The 17,407-nt window shown below is 71.8% G+C and carries 20 protein-coding genes; 5 read left to right on the top strand and 15 right to left on the bottom strand.

Annotation, left to right across the window (positions count from 1 at the left end; all coding sequences use genetic code 11):
* Positions 1-20: 20 nt before the first annotated feature.
* Both FHS34_RS07800 and FHS34_RS07795 read right to left on the bottom strand, forming a co-directional pair.
* Positions 21-1,043, bottom strand: coding sequence for an NAD-dependent epimerase/dehydratase family protein (locus tag FHS34_RS07800; RefSeq protein WP_221508615.1), 1,023 nt, complete (start codon positions 1,041-1,043; stop codon positions 21-23).
* A 56-nt stretch (positions 1,044-1,099) separates the two neighbouring features.
* Positions 1,100-1,825 carry a lysophospholipid acyltransferase family protein gene (locus tag FHS34_RS07795; RefSeq protein ID WP_184962507.1) on the bottom strand — a complete coding sequence of 242 codons (726 nt, stop codon included), beginning with the start codon at positions 1,823-1,825 and terminating at the stop codon, positions 1,100-1,102.
* 201 nt (positions 1,826-2,026) lie between these two features.
* Between FHS34_RS07795 and FHS34_RS07790 the strand changes: the two genes are divergently transcribed.
* Positions 2,027-2,425, top strand: coding sequence for a DUF6153 family protein (locus FHS34_RS07790; protein WP_184962505.1), 399 nt, complete (start codon positions 2,027-2,029; stop codon positions 2,423-2,425).
* A gap of 80 nt (positions 2,426-2,505) precedes the next feature.
* Positions 2,506-3,138 (top strand): DUF305 domain-containing protein, encoded by a 633-nt coding sequence (locus tag FHS34_RS07785; protein ID WP_184962503.1) that lies wholly within the window; start codon positions 2,506-2,508, stop codon positions 3,136-3,138.
* Positions 3,139-3,191: 53 nt separating this feature from the next.
* Here FHS34_RS07785 and rocD read toward each other — a convergent pair whose 3' ends face one another.
* From rocD to FHS34_RS07745, 8 genes are all read right to left on the bottom strand, one after another.
* Complete coding sequence (gene rocD, locus FHS34_RS07780; RefSeq protein WP_184962501.1) at positions 3,192-4,409, bottom strand: ornithine--oxo-acid transaminase; 1,218 nt, start codon at positions 4,407-4,409, stop codon at positions 3,192-3,194.
* Positions 4,409-5,218, bottom strand: coding sequence for a dimethylargininase (ddaH, locus tag FHS34_RS07775; protein WP_184962499.1), 810 nt, complete (start codon positions 5,216-5,218; stop codon positions 4,409-4,411). The genes rocD and ddaH overlap by 1 nt, the downstream gene beginning before the upstream one ends.
* A gap of 153 nt (positions 5,219-5,371) precedes the next feature.
* Positions 5,372-5,857 carry an Lrp/AsnC family transcriptional regulator gene (locus FHS34_RS07770; RefSeq protein WP_184962497.1) on the bottom strand — a complete coding sequence of 162 codons (486 nt, stop codon included), beginning with the start codon at positions 5,855-5,857 and terminating at the stop codon, positions 5,372-5,374.
* A 37-nt stretch (positions 5,858-5,894) separates the two neighbouring features.
* Positions 5,895-6,062, bottom strand: coding sequence for a hypothetical protein (locus FHS34_RS07765; RefSeq protein WP_184962496.1), 168 nt, complete (start codon positions 6,060-6,062; stop codon positions 5,895-5,897).
* A 115-nt stretch (positions 6,063-6,177) separates the two neighbouring features.
* Complete coding sequence (locus tag FHS34_RS07760) at positions 6,178-7,128, bottom strand: cytochrome c oxidase assembly protein (RefSeq protein ID WP_184962494.1); 951 nt, start codon at positions 7,126-7,128, stop codon at positions 6,178-6,180.
* Between the two features lie 183 nt (positions 7,129-7,311).
* On the bottom strand, positions 7,312-8,337 hold the full coding sequence (locus FHS34_RS07755) for a 6-phosphofructokinase (protein ID WP_184962492.1): 1,026 nt from the start codon (positions 8,335-8,337) through the stop codon (positions 7,312-7,314).
* Between the two features lie 201 nt (positions 8,338-8,538).
* Positions 8,539-9,267 (bottom strand): type 1 glutamine amidotransferase, encoded by a 729-nt coding sequence (locus FHS34_RS07750; RefSeq protein ID WP_184962490.1) that lies wholly within the window; start codon positions 9,265-9,267, stop codon positions 8,539-8,541.
* Positions 9,268-9,288: 21 nt separating this feature from the next.
* Positions 9,289-10,527, bottom strand: coding sequence for a MurT ligase domain-containing protein (locus FHS34_RS07745; protein WP_184962489.1), 1,239 nt, complete (start codon positions 10,525-10,527; stop codon positions 9,289-9,291).
* Positions 10,528-10,680: 153 nt separating this feature from the next.
* On the opposite strand from FHS34_RS07745, the gene def reads away from it, so the two are divergent.
* Positions 10,681-11,235, top strand: coding sequence for a peptide deformylase (gene def / locus FHS34_RS07740; RefSeq protein WP_184962487.1), 555 nt, complete (start codon positions 10,681-10,683; stop codon positions 11,233-11,235).
* A 90-nt stretch (positions 11,236-11,325) separates the two neighbouring features.
* On the opposite strand, the gene FHS34_RS07735 is transcribed toward def, so the two are convergent.
* Positions 11,326-11,970 carry a TetR/AcrR family transcriptional regulator gene (locus FHS34_RS07735; protein ID WP_184962485.1) on the bottom strand — a complete coding sequence of 215 codons (645 nt, stop codon included), beginning with the start codon at positions 11,968-11,970 and terminating at the stop codon, positions 11,326-11,328.
* A 170-nt stretch (positions 11,971-12,140) separates the two neighbouring features.
* Between FHS34_RS07735 and FHS34_RS07730 the strand changes: the two genes are divergently transcribed.
* Positions 12,141-13,370, top strand: a complete 1,230-nt coding sequence (locus tag FHS34_RS07730; protein ID WP_184962483.1) for an acyl-CoA dehydrogenase family protein — start codon at positions 12,141-12,143, stop codon at positions 13,368-13,370.
* 86 nt (positions 13,371-13,456) lie between these two features.
* Here the strand turns inward: FHS34_RS07730 and FHS34_RS07725 are convergent, their stop codons facing one another.
* The 3 genes from FHS34_RS07725 to FHS34_RS07715 are packed head-to-tail and all read right to left on the bottom strand — an operon-like array spanning position 13,457 to position 16,261.
* Entirely contained in the window at positions 13,457-13,975 is a 519-nt protein-coding gene (locus tag FHS34_RS07725; protein ID WP_184962481.1) for a cupin domain-containing protein, read from the bottom strand.
* Between the two features lie 7 nt (positions 13,976-13,982).
* Complete coding sequence (locus tag FHS34_RS07720; protein WP_184962479.1) at positions 13,983-15,200, bottom strand: cytochrome P450; 1,218 nt, start codon at positions 15,198-15,200, stop codon at positions 13,983-13,985.
* Positions 15,197-16,261, bottom strand: a complete 1,065-nt coding sequence (locus FHS34_RS07715) for a type III polyketide synthase (protein WP_184962477.1) — start codon at positions 16,259-16,261, stop codon at positions 15,197-15,199. Before FHS34_RS07715 ends, FHS34_RS07720 begins: the two co-directional genes overlap by 4 nt.
* A gap of 184 nt (positions 16,262-16,445) precedes the next feature.
* Here FHS34_RS07715 and FHS34_RS07710 point away from each other — a divergent pair, with 184 nt between their 5' ends.
* Complete coding sequence (locus FHS34_RS07710; RefSeq protein ID WP_184962475.1) at positions 16,446-17,105, top strand: heme oxygenase-like domain-containing protein; 660 nt, start codon at positions 16,446-16,448, stop codon at positions 17,103-17,105.
* 59 nt (positions 17,106-17,164) lie between these two features.
* Here the strand turns inward: FHS34_RS07710 and FHS34_RS07705 are convergent, their stop codons facing one another.
* Positions 17,165-17,398: a DUF6213 family protein gene (locus tag FHS34_RS07705; RefSeq protein WP_184962473.1), complete on the bottom strand. Its 234-nt coding sequence runs from the start codon at positions 17,396-17,398 to the stop codon at positions 17,165-17,167.
* Positions 17,399-17,407 lie beyond the last annotated feature (9 nt).

Raw genomic sequence — 17,407 nt, 5'->3', positions numbered from 1 at the left:
ATCTCCCGGCCGCCCCTTCGCTATGCCGTGTGCCAGGCGTCCTCCGCCGCGTAGTCGCACAGGTCCGGGTACGCCTGGGCGAGCAGCGGGAAGCGGGTCCGCCAGTCACGCCCGCGCAGTTCCCCGGTGAGCCACTCCACCGTCGCGGGCAGACCCTCGGCGTACGACTCCACCGGCCGGTAGCCCAGCTCCCGCTCCGCGGCCGACATGTCGAACACCACCGGCAGCGGGACCGACCACGGAGTGCGGCCCACGGAACCGGCCGGCGGCCCGTCGAGGTACGCGGTCCGGGTCCGCGCCCCCATCACGGAGTCGACCGCCGCACCGATCCCGGCGGCCGTCGGCGCCTGCCCGTCGCAGGCGTTGAGCACCCGGGACCCCGGCCGGGCCGCCGCCAGCCGCACCAGCTCGGCGATGTTCCGGGCGCTCGACGGATGGAACCGGCTCTCCCCCCGGTACGCCAGCACCCGCCGCTCCCGCCCGTCCAGATTCCGCTGGACGAAGTACAGTTCGCGCGGCAGCGGGCTGTGCGGGCCGTGCACCGCGCCCGCCCGCAGCACCGTGACCGGCAACCCGGAGCCGGAGTCCAGGAGTTCATGCTCCAGCGCGGCCTTGCGGCTGCTGTAGGTCGCCCCGCCCGGTGCCACCGTCGGCTGGGTCTCGGAAACCGGTACCGGGTAGACCGGGAATCCGTCCGGCTCGCCCTGGGTGTCGAAGCCCCGTCCCGCGCCGTCCTCGTACACGGACACACTGGAGATCACGACCGCCGAGCCGACCCGGTCCGCCAGACCCGTCAACTGGCGTCCGTGCCCCGCGTCGTAGGCGACCATGTCCACCAGCAGATCGCAGCCGTCGCCCACCACGCGGGACAGGGCCGCGTCGTCGGACCGGTCCAGCCGGACCGTGCGCACACCCCCGTCCCACGCCGCGTCCCGGCCGCCACCGCGCGAGGCGGCCGTCACCGCCCAGCCGTCCCGTGCCAGCGCCTGCACCACCGGGCGGCCGATCTGCCCGCTCGCCCCGATCACCACAGCCCTCTTCATGCGGCGAGCCTAGGCACGCGGGCCGCCGGTGGCGCCGTCTTCTGCCGACGGCAGAGTCAGCCGAGCGGAGCGCGCGGGAACCTGCGCTCCCGCGCGCCCGGCTCCGCGGCCTGCCGTTCCTTGACGACGGCCGCGTACTCGTCGACGTACTCCTGACCGGACAGCGTCAGGATGGCGTAGACGATCTCGTCGGTGACCGCCCGCAGCACGGCCTTCTCGCGCTCCATGCCGGCATAGCGGGAGAAGTCGAGGGGCTCACCGAAGCGGATGGTCACCGGGTGCAGCCTGGGCACGACCTTGCCGGGCGGCTGTGCCTCGAACGTGCCGATCATCGCGCAGGGCACCACCGGGACCCCCGCCGTCAGCGCCATCACGGCCACCCCGACCTTGCCCTTGTACAACCGGCCGTCGTGCGAGCGCGTGCCCTCCGGGTAGATGCCGAGCAACTCTCCCTTGCGCAGCACCCCGAGGCCCTCCCGGATCGCGGCCTGCCCCGCCTCCTTGCCCGAGCGGTCCACCGGGATCTGCCCGGCGCTGCGGAAGAAGAACGCGGTGAGCCGGCCCTTCAGCCCGGGGCCGGTGAAGTACTCCGCCTTGGCGAGGAAGGTGATGCGGCGCTTCAGGATCGCCGGCATCAGGAAGTGGTCGGAGAAGGACAGATGGTTGCCCGCGACGATCGCCGGACCCGCCGCGGGCACGTGCTCCAGGCCTTCGATCCGGGGACGGAAGACCAGTCTGAGCAGGGGACCCAGCAGCACGTACTTGAGCAGGTGGTAGAACACGGCTCGCCCTCACTGACGTCAGGCCGGCTGCGGACCGGCGGCTCCCCGGCCCGCGGGCCGGACTGCCGGCCCGCGTGCCCCTGTCATCATCTGCTGCCCGGTTCGGCGGGGCCAGTACCGCGCGCCTGTCGCCATGACCCGGCTGGGCGCGTCGCGGCCCTCGGGACGTCCGTCCCGCACCCGCCCCCGTACGATGAGCGCATGCACAGCCCGGAACAGCGCCTTCGGCCACCGCTGCGGCGGTACCGCGCGCTGTCCGTGCTGGCCGTACTGATCGGGCTGCTGGGCATGCACGCCCTCGGGCCCGGCGGCGGGGCGGCCCACGCGGAGCACGCCCGCGGCGGGCACCGCACGGTCGCGCTCGGTGCCATGGACGACTGCCCGGGCGGGGACGGTCACTGCGGCGGCGGCCTGCTGCACCACGCCGATCCCAGCTGCGCGTCCGGCGCCGTGTACGGCGGACCCCAGCTGCCCGCGCCCGGCCCCGCACCGGCGAGTGCCGCCGTGCCGTCCACCGCCCCGCGCCCGTGCGCGGCCCCGGCACCGGACGGCGCCCGCGCGCCACCTTCCCTCGCGGAACTCCAGCTCCTGCGGATCTAGAGGCACCCGACGGCCCGGCACCCGCCGCGGCCGTCCCCAGGCATGCCCGAAATCCCTACGGAACAGCAGGAGTTCCCAGCATGACCACCCGTACCCTGACGCGCCGCGCCGGCCTCACCGCGCTCGCCGTGACCAGCGCCCTCGTCCTTGCCGCCTGCGGCGGTGACGGCGGCGGCCACACCGGCCACGGCTCCTCCGCCGCACCCGGCTCCGCCGCCTCCGCGGGCGCGTCGGCCGGCGCGCACAACGCCCAGGACGTCGCGTTCGCCCAGGGCATGATCCCGCACCACCGGCAGGCCCTGGAGATGGCCGGACTCGCCGACGGCCGGGCCTCCTCCGCGCGGGTGAAGGACCTCGCCGCCCGCATCGAGAAGGCACAGGACCCGGAGATCCGCACCATGACCGGCTGGCTGAAGGCGTGGGGCGAGGAGGTGCCCATGGCCGGCATGGACCACTCGGGCCACTCCGGCATGCCCGGCATGTCCGGGATGATGAGCGATGCCGACATGACCGCCCTGAAGAAGGCCACCGGCAAGGACTTCGACACCCGGTTCCTGTCGCTGATGGTCCGGCACCACCAGGGCGCCGTCGAGATGGCCGCCACCGAGCAGGACAAGGGCCGCGACAGCGCCGCCAAGGCCGTGGCGGGCGGCATCGTCACCGCGCAGAACGCCGAGATCAAGGAGATGAAGCAGCTCCTCGGCACGAGCTGACGGCACGGCGGGCGGGGGCCGGGTACCACCACCGGCCCCCGCCCGCCCGTTCCTCAGGCCAGCACCTTCTCCAGGGCCGCCAGCGCCGACCGCAGCTCCTCCGCCGTGATGGTCAGCGGCGGCGCCAGCCGGATCGTCGAGCCGTGGGTGTCCTTGACCAGGATCCCCTCGCGCATGAGGCGCTCACTGATCGCCCGGCCGGTGCCGAGGGCCGGGTCCACGTCCACACCGGCCCACAGCCCACGGGCGCGGAAACCGGTCACGCCCCGGCCGACCAGCTCGCTCAGCCCGTCCCGCAGGATCACCCCGAGCTCGGCCGCCCGCCGCTGGAACTCACCGGTCTCCAGCAGCTCGACCACGGCCGTGCCGACCGCGGCGGCGAGCGGATTGCCGCCGAACGTGGAGCCGTGCTCGCCCGAACGCAGCACACCCAGCACCTCGCGCCGGGCCACCACCGCCGACACCGGCACGATGCCGCCGCCCAGTGCCTTGCCGAGCAGCAGCACGTCCGGGACGACGTCCTCGTGCTCGACGGCGAGGGTGCGGCCCGTGCGGCCCAGACCCGACTGGATCTCGTCCGCGATGAACAGGCAGTTCGTCCGGCGGGTCAGCTCCCGCACCCCGGCGAGATAGCCGTCGTCCGGGATGAGCACGCCCGCCTCACCCTGGATCGGCTCGATCAGCACGGCCGCCGTCGTCTCGTCGACGGCCGCCTCCAGCGCGGCCAGGTCGTTGTACGGCACGATCCGGAAGCCCGGTGTGAAGGGACCGAAGCCGGACCGTGCCGTCTCGTCGGTGGAGAAGCTGACGATGGTCGTCGTCCGGCCGTGGAAGTTGTCCGCCGCGACCACGATGGTCGCCCGGTCCGCCGGGACGCCCTTCACGTCGTACGCCCACTTGCGGGCCACCTTGATGCCGCTCTCCACCGCCTCCGCGCCGGTGTTCATCGGCAGGACCATGTCCAGGCCGGTCAGTTCCGTGAGCCGCTCGGCGAACTCCGCGAGCCGGTCGTTGTGGAACGCGCGGGAGGTGAGCGTCAGCTGGTCGAGCTGGCGGTGGGCGGCCTCGATCAGCGCCGGGTGCCGGTGCCCGAAGTTGAGGGCCGAGTAGCCGGCCAGCATGTCGAGGTAGCGGTTGCCCTCGACGTCCTCCACCCAGGTGCCCTCGGCCCGCGCCACGACCACGGGCAGCGGGTGGTAGTTGTGCGCGAGAACCGGCTCCTCCGCGCGGATCAGGTCGTCGGACGTGCGGGTGCGCGCGGGTGCGGTCATCAGCGGATCTCCTGGGTGCAGCACTTGATGCCACCGCCGGCCTTGTGGAACTCGGACAGGCTGACGGGGACGGGGACATAGCCGTGGCCGGCGAGACGCCCGGCCAGCGCCTCGGCCTCGGGCGCGATGAAGACGTGCCGGCCGTCGGAGAGGGAGTTCAGGCCGAACGCCAGCGCGTCCTCGCGGGTGGCGAGCACCGCGTCCGGATACAGGCGCCGCAGGACCTCCCGGCTCCCCGGCGAGAACGCCTCCGGGAAGTAGCAGACGTTGTCGTCGTCGAGGACGAACAGCGCCGTGTCCAGGTGGTAGAAGTACGGGTCCACCAGCGTCAGGCCGATCACCGGGTGGCCGAGGAACTCCTGCGCCTCCCGGTGCGCCTCACGGGTGGTGCGGAACCCGGTGCCCGCGAGCACGTACCGGCCCGTCCACACCAGGTCGCCCTCGCCCTCGGTCACCGACTCCGGGCGGTAGACGTCGTAGCCCGCCTTCTTGAACCAGGTGTCGTACTGGTCCGACTCCGGGCGCCGCTCGGGAGCGTGGAACAGGGAGCCGAACACCCGGCCGCCGACGACGCACGCCGCGTTGGCGGCGAACACCATGTCCGGCAGGCCGGGGACCGGCTCGATCGTGTCGACCGTGTGGCCGTGGGCCCGGTAGGCGCGGATCAGCGCCTGCCACTGGTCCTGGGCCAGGTCCACGTCGACCGGCCGGTCGGGATGCATCCAGGGGTTGATCGCGTACTGGACGGCGAAGTGTCTGGGCTCACAGACGAGAAAACGCCGGGAACGCGCCACACGACGTTCGGACACAGAGGGTTTCCTCCGGTTTCCAGTGTGTCACTGAGGGGTGACACCACGGTAGGAAGGGAGGAAGACGGGCGACAAGCGAGAAGAGCTGCGTAGATGCGCAGCATCGCTGCGTTGTTGCCGCGTGGCACGCACGACTCCTGCGCGTACCTCGGGTCATTCGGGGGCCGCGTGGGTGGCGCCCGCTTCCGGGCTTTCCGGGAGCAGATGGGACAGCACCATCACGCTGATCGTCTTCCGGATGAACGGCTCGGCGCGGATCCGCTCCAGCACCTCCTCGAAGTGCTCCACGTCCCGGGCCCGCACATGCAGCAGCGCGTCGGCGCCGCCGGTCACCGTCATGGCCGCCGCGATCTCCGGATGGTTGCGGACCACCTCCGCCAGCCGCCGGGGCGGGGCCGCGCCCTCGCAGTACACCTCGACGTACGCCTCCGTGCGCCAGCCGAGCGCCGAGGGCTTCACCGTCGCCGTGAACCCGGTGATCACCCCGGTCTCCCGCAGCCGGTCCACGCGCCGCTTGACCGCCGTGGCCGACAGCCCGACGGCCGCGCCGATCTCGGCGAAGCTGGTCCGGGCGTTCGCCATGAGCGCGGTGACGATCCGGCGGTCCAGCTCGTCGAACGAGGGCGTCCTGCTGTTCATGCGGGCACTGTAGCCAGCCCCGCCCGCGCGCCGCGGCTCACGTCTGGGTGAGGGCCAGCGCGAGGGTGAGCAGCCCCAGCACCACCCACCCGAACCACAGCCAGCCGTTGCTGCCGAGCGCGACCGTGTAGGCGGTCACCACGACCAGCCCGCCGACCGTGAGCGCCCCCATCGCCTTGGTGGAACCGTTCGTGGAACCGGGCATCGCGACACCCTCCTCGTGGTCCGTCCATGACCATGGTGCCCTGATTCCCGCCCGGAGGGGATACGGCTGCGGGCCGGAGCCCTTACGGCTCCGGCCCGCGGGGGGTCGTGGCGGCTCAGCCCTCGCGCGTGTTCAGCGAGGCCAGGTAGGCGTTGTAGGCCTCCAGCTCCTTGTCGCCGTCCCGGTCGGCGGCCCGGTCCTTGCGCCTGGCCTGCCGCTGCTCGGAGCCGTACCACTGGAACAGCAGCGCGATCAGCACCAGCACCGACGGGATCTCGCTGAACGCCCAGGCGATACCGCCCGCCGCGTTCTGGTCGGCCAGCGCGTCGATGCCGAGCGAGGCGGGCGGGTGCTCGAAGGTCTCCACCATCGGCGTCGACGCCATCATCAGCGCGATGCCGAAGAACGCGTGGAACGGCATGCCCGCGAACAGCTCCAGCATCCGCATCAGGTGACCCGGCCGGTGCGGGCCCGGGTCGACACCGATGATCGGCCAGAAGAACACGACGCCGACCGCGAGGAAGTGCACCATCATCGCGAGATGGCCGGCCCTGGAGCCCATCAGGAAGTCGAACAGGGGGCTGAAGTACAGGGCGTACAGGCTCGCGATGAACAGCGGGATGGTGAAGGCCGGATGGGTGATGATCCGCATGTACCGGCTGTGCAGCAGCATCAGCAGCAGCTCGCGGGGGCCCGTGCGGCCCTTGCCGGCGGTCGGCAGCGCGCGCAGCGCCAGCGTGACCGGGGCACCGAGCAGGATCAGGATCGGCGACAGCATGCTGATCACCATGTGCTGCACCATGTGCACGCTGAACATGACCATGCCGTAGTCGTTCAGCCGGGTGCACATCACCAGCGCGATGGTGAGCACCCCGACGACGTACAGGACCGTGCGGCTCACCGGCCAGCTGTCCCCGCGGCGCCGCAGCCGCACCACGCCCCAGCCGTACAGGGCCAGGCCGGCCAGGCAGCCGACGAGGAAGAACGGGTCCGCCGACCACTCAAGCCCTCGCGCCAGCGTGAACGGCGGCAGATCCATGGTCATGCCGTGCCCGCTGTGATCCATCCGCCGGCTCCTGTTTCGTGGGGGTTGTGCGAGTTGTCCGCCCACAAGAGTAGAACCGCCCGCGGGCACCCCTTCGACGGGGGTCGGCCGCGGCGCGCCCCGCAAGGGGCGCGGGCAACTGCGCGACCAGCCACAAGTCGCCCGCACCCGGCGACGAGACAGGCACCTCCGGCGGCGAACCTCCTACAGCACGCACTCCGCCTCGTCGTACCGCTCCTGCGGCACCGTCTTCAGCGTTTCCACGGCCTTCGCCAGCGATACCATCACGATGTCCGTCCCGCGCAGGGCCGTCATCATGCCGAACTCGCCCCGGTGCACGGCCTCCACCGCGTGCCAGCCGAAGCGGGTCGCCAGCACCCGGTCGTACGCCGTCGGCGTGCCGCCCCGCTGCACATGGCCGAGGATCACCGGCCGGGCCTCCTTGCCGAGCCGCTGCTCCAGCTCGACCGACAGCTGCCGGGCGATGCCCGCGAAGCGCTCGTGACCGTAGATGTCCTTGCCGCCCTCGTCGAACTCCATGGAGCCGGGGCGCGGCTTGGCCCCTTCCGCGGCGACGACGATCGCGAACCGCTTGCCCGCCTCGAACCGCTCGCCGACCACCGCGGTCAGCTCGTCGATGTCGAAGGGCCGCTCGGGCACGACGATCGCGTGCGCACCGGCGGCCATGCCCGAGTGCAGGGCGATCCAGCCGGTGTGACGGCCCATGACCTCGACGACCAGCACCCGCTGGTGCGACTCGGCGGTGGTCTTGAGCCGGTCCAGGGCCTCGGTCGCCACGCCCACGGCCGTGTCGAAGCCGAAGGTGACGTCCGTGACGGCGATGTCGTTGTCGATGGTCTTCGGCACACCGACGACGGGCAGACCGCTGTCCGACATCAGCCGGGCCGCCTTCAGCGTGCCCTCACCGCCGATGGGGATGATGGCGTCGAGCCCGAGTTCCGCCACGTGGCCTTTGGCCCGCTCCACACCGTCGCGCAGATGGGACGGCTGGACCCGGGAGGAACCGAGGATCGTGCCGCCGCGGGCCAGGATGCCGCCCACGGCGTCGAGGTCGAGCTTCAGACAGTCGCCTTCCAGGAGGCCTTTCCAGCCGTCCCGGAACCCGATGACCTCGTCGCCGTGGTCGGCGACGGCACGGTGCACGACGGACCGGATGACGGCGTTCAGGCCGGGGCAGTCGCCGCCGGACGTGAGGACACCAATGCGCATAGCCCGAAATACCTTCTCAACGTGGGCCGGGTAGACCGGACCACGTTGTCCGGCGGATTCCCGGCCACCCTACCGGCGTGAGGGGGTGGCTCCGTAGCGGGCGTCCGCCTGCTGGACGCGCCCGCACATGTGAGCGGACGGGCCGTCAGGCGGGCCCCCGGGAATCCGCCGGACCACGCCGGCATCTCGTCGGAAGAACGGTTACGCCGGCTGCTGCGCCGCGGCGATGCGCTCGTTGCGCAGCGCCTCGTACCAGCGGTCGTCGGTCGGCGGCAGCGCGTTGACGTCGAGTGCCAGCTTCAGCAGCAGGTCGGCGATCAGCGGGTTGCGGGCGAGGACGGGCCCGTGCATGTAGGTGCCGAAGACGGTCCCGTTGTACGCGCCCTCCGTGCCGTCCCCGGTGCCGTTGCCCTTGCCGATCTTCACACGGGCGAAGGGGCGGGCGGTGGGGCCGAGGTGGGTGACGCCCTGGTGGTTCTCGAAGCCGGTCAGCTGGGGCAGGCCCAGCTGCGGGTCGATGTCGCCCAGCACGTCGCCGACGCACCGCTCGCCCTCGCCGCGCACCGAGACCACGTCGAGCAGGCCGAGGCCCGGCTCGCGCTGACCGAGGTCGTTGATGAACTCGTGGCCGAGGATCTGGTAGCCGGCGCAGACGGAGAAGACGATCGCGCCGTTCTGCACGGCCTGCTGCAGATGCCCGTCACGGCGCAGCCGCTCGGCCGCGAGCCGCTGCGGACGGTCCTCGCCGCCGCCGATCAGGTAGATGTCGCCGGAGGTCGGGATCGGCTGGTCGCTGCGCACGTCCAGCCGGGCCACGTCCAGGCCGCGCTGGCGGGCGCGGCGCTCCACGACGAGGGCGTTGCCCTGGTCGCCGTAGGTGCTCAGCAGGTCCGGGTAGATCCACACCAGCCGCAGTTGGTTGTCGCTCATGAGGTGATCGCCCTTCGAAGATCAGTTGCCGACGCGGCGGCGCAGGTCCTGGAACGCGGTGTAGTTCGCGATGACCTCGATCCGGCCCGGCGGGCACATCTGCACGGCCTGGTCGAGGTTCTCGCAGACCTGGAAGTGCTGGTTCGCGACCTCCAGGCGGACGGCGAGGTCCAGCTTCCGGTCACCGATGACGAAGATCGGGTGGCCGGTCAGCCGGGTGTAGTCGACGTCCCAAAGCCAGGACGTGTCGGTGCCGTCGGCTCCGCGCGCGTTCACGGACAGGATCACCGGGGCGGGCGGCGGGTCGATCAGGGAGAACGTCTCCAGCCAGCCGGCCGGGTTCTTGGCCAGCAGCAGCCGCAGGTCGCGGTTCTGGAACTGCACGACGTCGTACCGGCCGGCCACCGCCTGCACCTGGTACATCCGCTCCAGGGCGACCTGCGGAGGCACGCCGAAGACGGCGGCGACGGCCGCGGAGCTGGCCGCGTTCGCCTTGTTGGCGCGGCCCGGCAGCTGCAGGTGGATCGGCCAGGCGGACCCGTGCGGGTCGAGCACGTGGTCGCCGGAGAGCGCCCAGGTCGGCGTGGGCCGGCGGAAGCCGCACTCGCCGCAGAACCAGTCGTCGCCGGGGCGCTGCATGACGCCGCCGCACGACGGGCAGGACCAGGCGTCGTCCTTCCACATCTGTCCGGCCGCGACCCAGATCACATTCGCGGAGGACGACGCGGCCCACACGACCAGCGGGTCGTCGCAGTTGGCGACGACGACGGCCTTGGAGCCGGCCAGTCCCTCACGCCAGTTCTCGGCGAGCATCCGGGTCTCGGCGGCGCGGTCGAGCTGGTCCCGGGAGAGGTTCAGCAGGGCGATGCACTTGGGGTCGGTGTCCCGGGCCACTCCGGCCAGGTACTTCTCGTCGACCTCGATGACGGCGAACTTCGACTCCGAGCCGCCCGCGAGCGCGGACGTGATGCCGGCCGGCATGTTGGCGCCGAGCGCGTTCGACACGACCGGGCCCGCGGCGCGCAGCGCCTCCGCGATGAGCCGCGTGGTCGTGGTCTTGCCGTTGGTGGCGGACACCAGGATGACGTCCAGGTTCTGGGCGAGCCGCCCGAGCAGATCGGGGTCGAGTTTCAGTGCGACCCGGCCACCGATCACCGACCCGCTGCCGCGTCCCGCTGCGCGCGATGCCGCAGCGACCGCCTTGCCCGCGGTCACGGCCAGCTTGGCCCGCGGCGAGAGCGGGTCCGAGTTGCCTGCCATCAGTTCTCGATCCTCCTTGCGTACGCGCCGCGCCCTGGGCCATCCGGCAGCGTGATGTGAAACCTCAGCCTATCGAGATCCATTCGCACACCCGAATCCCGGCCCATGTCTTGAGCGGCGGGCATGGGCTGAACGAACCGTACCCTTGCCGCCATGCGACACGGTTCCATTCCGGGCGCCCGCGGGCGCGTCCGGCCTCTCACCCTGCTCGGCGACGCGGCACTGCGCGAGCCCTGCCGGGACGTCACCGACTTCGGATCCGACCTGGCGGACCTCGTGGAGGACCTGTTCGCCACGATGTACGCGGCGCAGGGGGTGGGCCTGGCCGCGAACCAGATCGGGGTCGGTTTGCGGGTGTTCGTCTATGACTGTCCCGACGACGAGGACGTGCGTCACCTCGGGCACGTGGTGAACCCGCGGCTGGTGGAGGCGGACGGTGTGGTGGTCCGGGGTCCGGAGGGCTGTCTGTCCCTGCCGGGCCTGGAGGCGGGGACCGAGCGCCACGACCACGCCGTCGTCGAGGGCTTCACGGTGACGGGGGAGCCGGTCACCGTGCACGGCACGGGCTTCTTCGCCCGGTGTCTGCAGCACGAGTGCGACCACCTGGAGGGCCGTGTGTACGCGGACCACCTCACGGGCTGGCGCAAGCGCAGACTGGCCGGGCGGATCCGCCGCGCTCCGTGGCACCGGGGCGCCGGTCCCGCCTGAAGGGGCGCGGGTGCCGCCCGGGGGAGCGCCGGTTCTCCCTGAAGGGGTGCCGTTTCGCTCGGAGGGCGGTCGGGCAGTGGCGTGCGGCCCTCAGAACCCCGGGCCGCCCATCCTGTCTCCCGCGGCGGCGAGCCGGCCCCACAGCAGATCCGCGAGGGACCGCACCAGTTCGGCGCGGGAGCAGGGGCGTTCGCCGAGCCACCAGTCACCGGCGGCGTGCATCATGCCGACGATCCCGTGCCCCCACACCCGGGCGAGCTGCTGGCTCTCCGGGCCGACGTCCACCCGCTCCTCGATGACCTGGGCCAGCTCCTCGCCCATCCGGCGCAGCAGCGGGGCGCTGTGCTTGCCGACGTCGAACCCCTGGTCGCCTCCGGTGCCGCCCTCCGCCGGGTGCATCAGGAAGCGGTACACCTGGGGCCGCGCCTCGATCGCCGCGAGGTAGGTGTCGAGGGTGGACTCGACGCGTTCCCGCCGCTCCGCCGGGGCGTCCAGTGCCGCCCGCAGCGAATCGAGCAGGGCGTCGGTGTGCCGCTTGGCCAGCGCGGCGTACAGTCCGCCCTTGTCCCCGAAGTGGCGGTAGAGGATCGGCTTGGTGATGCCGGCCTCGGCGGCGATCGCGTTCATCGACGCCTGTGGGCCGTCGCGCAGCACCACCCGGTCGGCGGCCTCCAGCAGCTCGCGCCGTCGGCGGTCCGCCGACCGCTGCTGATCGGTCCGCTGCGTGGTGTCCATGTGCTCTCCCCACCCGTGCTGATTCGGTGACGCCTGCGCAAACTAACACTGACCGCGCCCCTGACATCGAACGGGATGCCGACGCGTCATCAGCGGTTGACTTTTACTACCGGTCAGTAACAGACTCCTGTTACCGCAAGTAACATCGCACCACCGCCGCTGGAGGGGACATGGCCGAGTTCACCATGGAGCTGAACGACGAACAGAAGGAAGTCCGGGACTGGCTCCATGGCTTCGCGGCGGACGTGATCCGCCCGGCGGCGGCCGAGTGGGACGAGCGCGAGGAGACCCCCTGGCCCGTCATCCAGGAGGCGGCGAAGGTCGGCATCTACTCCCTCGACTTCTACGCGCAGCAGTACTTCGACCCCACCGGCCTCGGCATCCCGATGGCCATGGAGGAGCTCTTCTGGGGCGACGCGGGCATCGCCCTCTCCATTGTGGGCACGGGTCTCGCCGCCGTGGGCGTCCTCGCCAACGGGACCGAGGAACAGATCGGCACCTGGATCCCGCAGATGTACGGCGACCAGAACGACGTCAAGGTCGCCGCCTTCTGCTCCTCCGAGCCCGACGCCGGCTCCGACGTCGCCTCCATGCGCACGCGCGCCGTGTACGACGAGGCCACGGACGAGTGGGTGCTCAACGGCACGAAGACCTGGGCGACCAACGGCGGCATCGCCAACGTCCACGTCGTCGTCGCCGTCGTCGACCCGGAGCTGGGCTCCAAGGGCCACGCCTCCTTCATCGTCCCGCCGGGTACGGCCGGCCTGTCCCAGGGCCAGAAGTTCAAGAAGCACGGCATCCGCGCCTCGCACACCGCCGAGGTCGTCCTCGACGGCGTCCGCGTCCCCGGCTCCTGCCTCCTCGGCGGCAAGGAGAAGCTGGACGAGCGGCTCGCCCGGGCCCGGGAGCGGGCCAAGGCCGGCGGGGGCGAGCGCGTGAAGAACGCGGCGATGGCCACGTTCGAGGCCTCGCGGCCGGCCGTCGGCGCGATGGCGGTCGGCACCGCCCGCGCCGCCTACGAGGTCGCCCTCGACTACGCGACGACCCGGCAGCAGTTCGGACGGCCGATCATCGACAACCAGGGCGTGGCCTTCCAGCTCGCCGACATGCGGACCCAGATCGACGCCGCCCGCCTGCTGGTGTGGCGCGCGTCGTGGATGGCGGTCAACGGCAGGCCGTTCACCGCGGCCGAGGGCTCCATGTCCAAGCTGTTCGCGAGCGAGACCGCCAAGAAGGTCACCGGGCAGGCCATCCAGATCCTCGGCGGCAACGGGTACACGCGGGAGTACCCGGTCGAGCGGATGCACCGGGACAGCGCGATCTACACGATCTTCGAGGGGACGAGCGAGATCCAGCGGCTCGTCATCGCGCGCACGCTGGCGGGGATGCCGATCCGGTAGCGGGCGGGGGCGCGGCGGACCGCCGGCCGGTCGTGGCCGCACGGCGCGGCCCCGGGCCGGCCGCGCGCCCGCCCCGGTGACGACACTCAGCGATGTCTCAGCGGCGTGAGCTGCTCGATGTCGTACTTGGCCCGCAGCGCCTCGATCGCCTCCTGGTCCGGCGGGCCCCCGGTGCCCAGGATCTCCAGCAACTCGTCGAAGTAGAGCTCGTGATCCGGCGGCGGACTCGCCTGGAAGAACATCTTCGCGGGCGTGTCCGTCGGGTTCGCGAAGGCGTGCGGGCAGCCCGGCGGTACGACGATGACCGTGCCCGGCGTCGCCCGGACCACCCGGTTGCCCGAACTCGACTCCCACCTCTGCCAGTTGTCCGGCGTGCGGATGCGCGGCTCGAAGGCGAGCACGTCCAGCTCGCCTTCGAGGACGTAGAACAGCTCCTCGCTGCGCGTGTGCACATGGGCGCCCACGTCGAAGCCCGGCGGGACCTCCACCTCGAAGGTCGAGGCCATCCGCGAGTGGGTGCCGGTTACCTTGAACGTCACCCGCTGGGCCGGCGTCTCGATCACGCGCCCGTGGCCCGGCGGCACATACAGTCCTTCGGTCGTCATGGGCCCCTCACCAGGTCACGGGAAGGGCTTCGGGGCCCCGGATCAAGGCGCCCTTCCTGAAGAAGACCTGATCCGGAGGTACGGCCAGTCGCATCTTCGGCACCCGGTCCAGCAGGGCGTCCGTCAGGAGCTCCTCCTCCAGCCGGGCCAGCATGCCGCCGGGGCAGTAGTGCGGGCCGAAGCCGAACGCCACATGCGGGTTCGGGCTGCGGGAGAAGTCGATGCCGTCCGGGTCGGAGAAGACGCCCGGGTCGCGGTTGGCGGCCAGGTAGGAGACGTAGACCGGCTCGCCGGCGCGGATGCGGACCCCCGCGACGTCGACGTCCTCCAGCGCGATGCGGGACAGCCCGACCGCGTTGCGGTGCGGGATGTAGCGCAGGAGTTCGTCGATGGCCCGGGGCCGGATCTCCGGCTCCGCGCGCAGTCGCTCCGCCAGGTGGGGCCGGGTCAGCAGCAGGTAGAACAGCTGCCCGCTGTTGGCGGTGACCGCCTCGCCGCCGATCTGGAGGAGGACGGCCAGGCCGACGGCCTGCTCCGGCGTGATCTCGCCCCGGCCCACCGCGGCGCCCAGCAGCGAGGTGACGTCCTCGCCGGTGCTGTTCTCGCGCAGTCCGATCAGGTCGGAGAAGTACGCCGCCATCTCCCGCTTGGCCCGCTCGGGGACCTCCTTGCCGTGCGCGGAGGACAGGATCAGCTGGGTCCAGATGTGCATGCTGTGCCGGTCGCCGGCCGGGACGCCCATCAGCTCGCAGATCACCGCGATCGGAAACGGGGTGAGCACCGCACTGGTGAGATCGGCGGGCGGGCCGCCGCGCAGCAGCTCGTCGACCAGTTCGTCCAGCATGGCGCGCGCCCTCCCGCGCACCCGCTCCACCCCCTTCGTGGTGAACGCGGGTGCCACCGAGCGGCGCAGCAGGGTGTGCTCGGGCGGATCGAGGAAGCCGACCGCGCCCCGGTCCGGGATGAAGTGCGGGGCCAGCCGGGTGACCTGCTTCTCCATGACCGCCTCACGGCCGAAGCGGGGGTCGTTGGCCACCCGGCGCACATCCTCGTACCGGGTGACCAGCCACGCCCAGCCCTCGCCGTTGGGCAGCTGGATGCGGGTGACCGGGCCCTCGGCCATCAGCTCGGCCAGCACGGGGTCGAACTCCGCCCCGGGCAGGTCGACCACCGGCCAGTGCCGCACCGGGGGCCGCACCTCGGTCAGCGTCGTCCGCTCGGTCATCCGGCGGCTCCGTCCGCGTTGACCCAGCGGCCGACCGTCATCTCGGCGGTGATGCCGGGGCCGAACCCGGCGAGCAGTCCGCGCGCCCGCTCCTCGGCGCCGCCCTCGTCGAACAGCCGGCGCAGCGCGTCCAGGACGACGCCGCTGGCGATGTTGCCGTACTCGGTGAGCGTGGCCCGGCTGAACCGGAACGCCTGCGGGTCGACCTGCAGGAACTTGCTGAGGTCGTCGAGTATTCGGGGACCGCCCGCGTGGATGATGTAGAAGTCCAGGTCGGACGCGTCCCAACCGTGCAGGCCGGCCAGGTCCTTCAGCGCCGGGGCGAGCGGCTCCATGGTCGTGGGCACCCGCTTGTCCAGCAGGAAGTGGAAGCCGGTCGCCCGGACGTCGTACGCGATCCAGTCCTCCGTCTTCGGGATCAGGTAGGAGCCGTTGCGCTCCAGGCGGACGCCCGTGCCGCCGCGTCCACGCACCACGGCGGCGGCGATACCGTCGCCGAACAGTCCGTTGGAGAGCAGCGAGCCGACGCCGAGGTCGGTGGGCTGGTAGCACAGCGAGCAGAACTCGCAGGCCACGATCAGCGCGTTGGCGTTCGGGTAGGCCGAGCAGAAGTCGTGCGCCCGGTTGATCGCCGCTCCGCCGGCCGCACAGCCCAGCTGGGCGATGGGCATCTGCCGGGTGGTGCTGTCGAAGTCCATCTCGTTGATCAGCCAGGCCGTGAGCGAGGGCATCATGAAGCCCGTGCACGACACGTAGATGATCACGTCGATGTCGCTGGTGAGCAGTTCCGCGTTGTCCAGCGCGCACTGGATCACCGCGGGAACCCGGGCCTTGGCCTCGGCCTCGTAGAGCTTGTTGCGCTCCTCGAAGCCCGGGTGCTTGAGGGTCTCCTCGATGGGCTGGACGATGTGTCTCGTCCTGACCCCGGTGTTCTCGATCAGCCTGAGGGCCAGTGGCAGTTGGGGGTGGTCCGCGTGGTGGGAGCGCGCCAGCTCCAGTGTCTCCTCCATGGTGATCACGTACTCCGGGACCGACACCGTGGGCCTGCACAAAGTCGCCATGAACCGTCCCTGCTTTCCGTGTTCCGGAAGACCTCCGCCCACCGGTCAGTAGGTGGGTTCACCTCGTGGGTGCTGCACCTACCGTCACCCGGGAGGGCGACTATCTCGCGTTGGATTACTCCGAACCGGGGACCCCGTGTCAGGCTCGAACGACGATTTCCGCCGCCGGACGAGGGAAAACGCCATGAACGCCGTTACGGCCGAAGATCTGCTGGATAACGCCGCCCGGACGCTCGCCCCCGACCCGGCGGACAACGCCCTGGTGCCGCTGATCGAGCGCGGCGAGGCACCGCGGGAGACGCTGGCCGTGCTGGCCCTGGAGCAGCAGTGGGTGATCCCGGCCGACCGGACGGCCTTCCGGCACCTGGCGGACCGTGCCGATCCCGCGTCCGCCGCCTTCTTCGCCGCCCTGGCGGCGGGGGAGGACCTGGCGGAGCACCGCCTGAGCGCGTTCGCCCGGGCGTGCGGCGTCTCGCCGGAGCGGTCCCGGACGTACGTTCCGCGGCCGGGCTGCCAGGCTTATCCGGCGTATGTGGCCTGGCTGTCCCTCAACGCCTCCCCGCCGGACGCCGTGGTGGCCCTCACCGCCGACTTCTCGGCCTGGGGCGGCTGTTGCGCCCGCATCGCCGACGGCCTGCGCACGCATTACGGGTTCGGGGACGAGGCCTGCGCCTTCTTCGACCTCTTCGCGGAGCCGTCACCGGAACTGGACGCCCGGGCGACGGCGGCGGTGCGCGCGGCCCTGGACACCGGCGCGCTGGACCTGGACCTGGCCCGCACCCACGGACGGCTGCTACAGGCGTACGAGGCGCTCTTCTGGGACTCGCTGCGAGCGGCTCCCTAGAGCCTCTCGTCCGGACCGGACCGGGCTCGCTCCGAACGGGAGAGCCCCCGGGCCACGCCCTACGGCGCCCCGCTGCTGTGCGCGATACAGGCCACGTCGATACGGTCCGCCAGCTTCGCCAGCTCGATGGTCAGGGCGGCCACCGTGTCCTCGTCCAGCCCCTGCTCCCCGGCCTCGACAAGATGCAGCCACCGCGCGCCGACGGTCCGCAACAACTTACTCACGTCGGCCGCAGCCACCTGCAGGGCACCGCGGTCGTCGACGATCAGAGGCAGGGTCACTTCGCGGTTCACAAACGGGAT

The sequence above is a fragment of the Streptomyces echinatus genome (assembly GCF_014203595.1).
In the GTDB taxonomy this organism is placed as follows: domain Bacteria; phylum Actinomycetota; class Actinomycetes; order Streptomycetales; family Streptomycetaceae; genus Streptomyces; species Streptomyces echinatus.
The sequence above is the reverse complement of the archived record's forward strand: the minus strand, read 5'-3'. Positions and strand labels throughout refer to the sequence as shown.

What these genes read in the sequence shown, in the direction of transcription:
- FHS34_RS07785 (WP_184962503.1), top strand. Translation starts at nt 2,506, where the DNA reads ATGACCACCCGTACCCTGACGCGCCGCGCCGGCCTCACCGCGCTCGCC.
- FHS34_RS07715 (WP_184962477.1), bottom strand. Translation starts at nt 16,261, where the DNA reads ATGGCGACTTTGTGCAGGCCCACGGTGTCGGTCCCGGAGTACGTGATC.
- FHS34_RS07745 (WP_184962489.1), bottom strand. Translation starts at nt 10,527, where the DNA reads ATGGCAGGCAACTCGGACCCGCTCTCGCCGCGGGCCAAGCTGGCCGTG.
- def (WP_184962487.1), top strand. Translation starts at nt 10,681, where the DNA reads ATGCGACACGGTTCCATTCCGGGCGCCCGCGGGCGCGTCCGGCCTCTC.
- FHS34_RS07720 (WP_184962479.1), bottom strand. Translation starts at nt 15,200, where the DNA reads ATGACCGAGCGGACGACGCTGACCGAGGTGCGGCCCCCGGTGCGGCAC.
- FHS34_RS07760 (WP_184962494.1), bottom strand. Translation starts at nt 7,128, where the DNA reads ATGGATCACAGCGGGCACGGCATGACCATGGATCTGCCGCCGTTCACG.
- FHS34_RS07765 (WP_184962496.1), bottom strand. Translation starts at nt 6,062, where the DNA reads ATGCCCGGTTCCACGAACGGTTCCACCAAGGCGATGGGGGCGCTCACG.
- FHS34_RS07710 (WP_184962475.1), top strand. Translation starts at nt 16,446, where the DNA reads ATGAACGCCGTTACGGCCGAAGATCTGCTGGATAACGCCGCCCGGACG.
- FHS34_RS07725 (WP_184962481.1), bottom strand. Translation starts at nt 13,975, where the DNA reads ATGACGACCGAAGGACTGTATGTGCCGCCGGGCCACGGGCGCGTGATC.
- FHS34_RS07750 (WP_184962490.1), bottom strand. Translation starts at nt 9,267, where the DNA reads ATGAGCGACAACCAACTGCGGCTGGTGTGGATCTACCCGGACCTGCTG.
- FHS34_RS07800 (WP_221508615.1), bottom strand. Translation starts at nt 1,043, where the DNA reads ATGAAGAGGGCTGTGGTGATCGGGGCGAGCGGGCAGATCGGCCGCCCG.
- FHS34_RS07735 (WP_184962485.1), bottom strand. Translation starts at nt 11,970, where the DNA reads ATGGACACCACGCAGCGGACCGATCAGCAGCGGTCGGCGGACCGCCGA.
- FHS34_RS07790 (WP_184962505.1), top strand. Translation starts at nt 2,027, where the DNA reads ATGCACAGCCCGGAACAGCGCCTTCGGCCACCGCTGCGGCGGTACCGC.
- FHS34_RS07755 (WP_184962492.1), bottom strand. Translation starts at nt 8,337, where the DNA reads ATGCGCATTGGTGTCCTCACGTCCGGCGGCGACTGCCCCGGCCTGAAC.
- FHS34_RS07730 (WP_184962483.1), top strand. Translation starts at nt 12,141, where the DNA reads ATGGCCGAGTTCACCATGGAGCTGAACGACGAACAGAAGGAAGTCCGG.
- FHS34_RS07770 (WP_184962497.1), bottom strand. Translation starts at nt 5,857, where the DNA reads ATGAACAGCAGGACGCCCTCGTTCGACGAGCTGGACCGCCGGATCGTC.
- rocD (WP_184962501.1), bottom strand. Translation starts at nt 4,409, where the DNA reads ATGACCGCACCCGCGCGCACCCGCACGTCCGACGACCTGATCCGCGCG.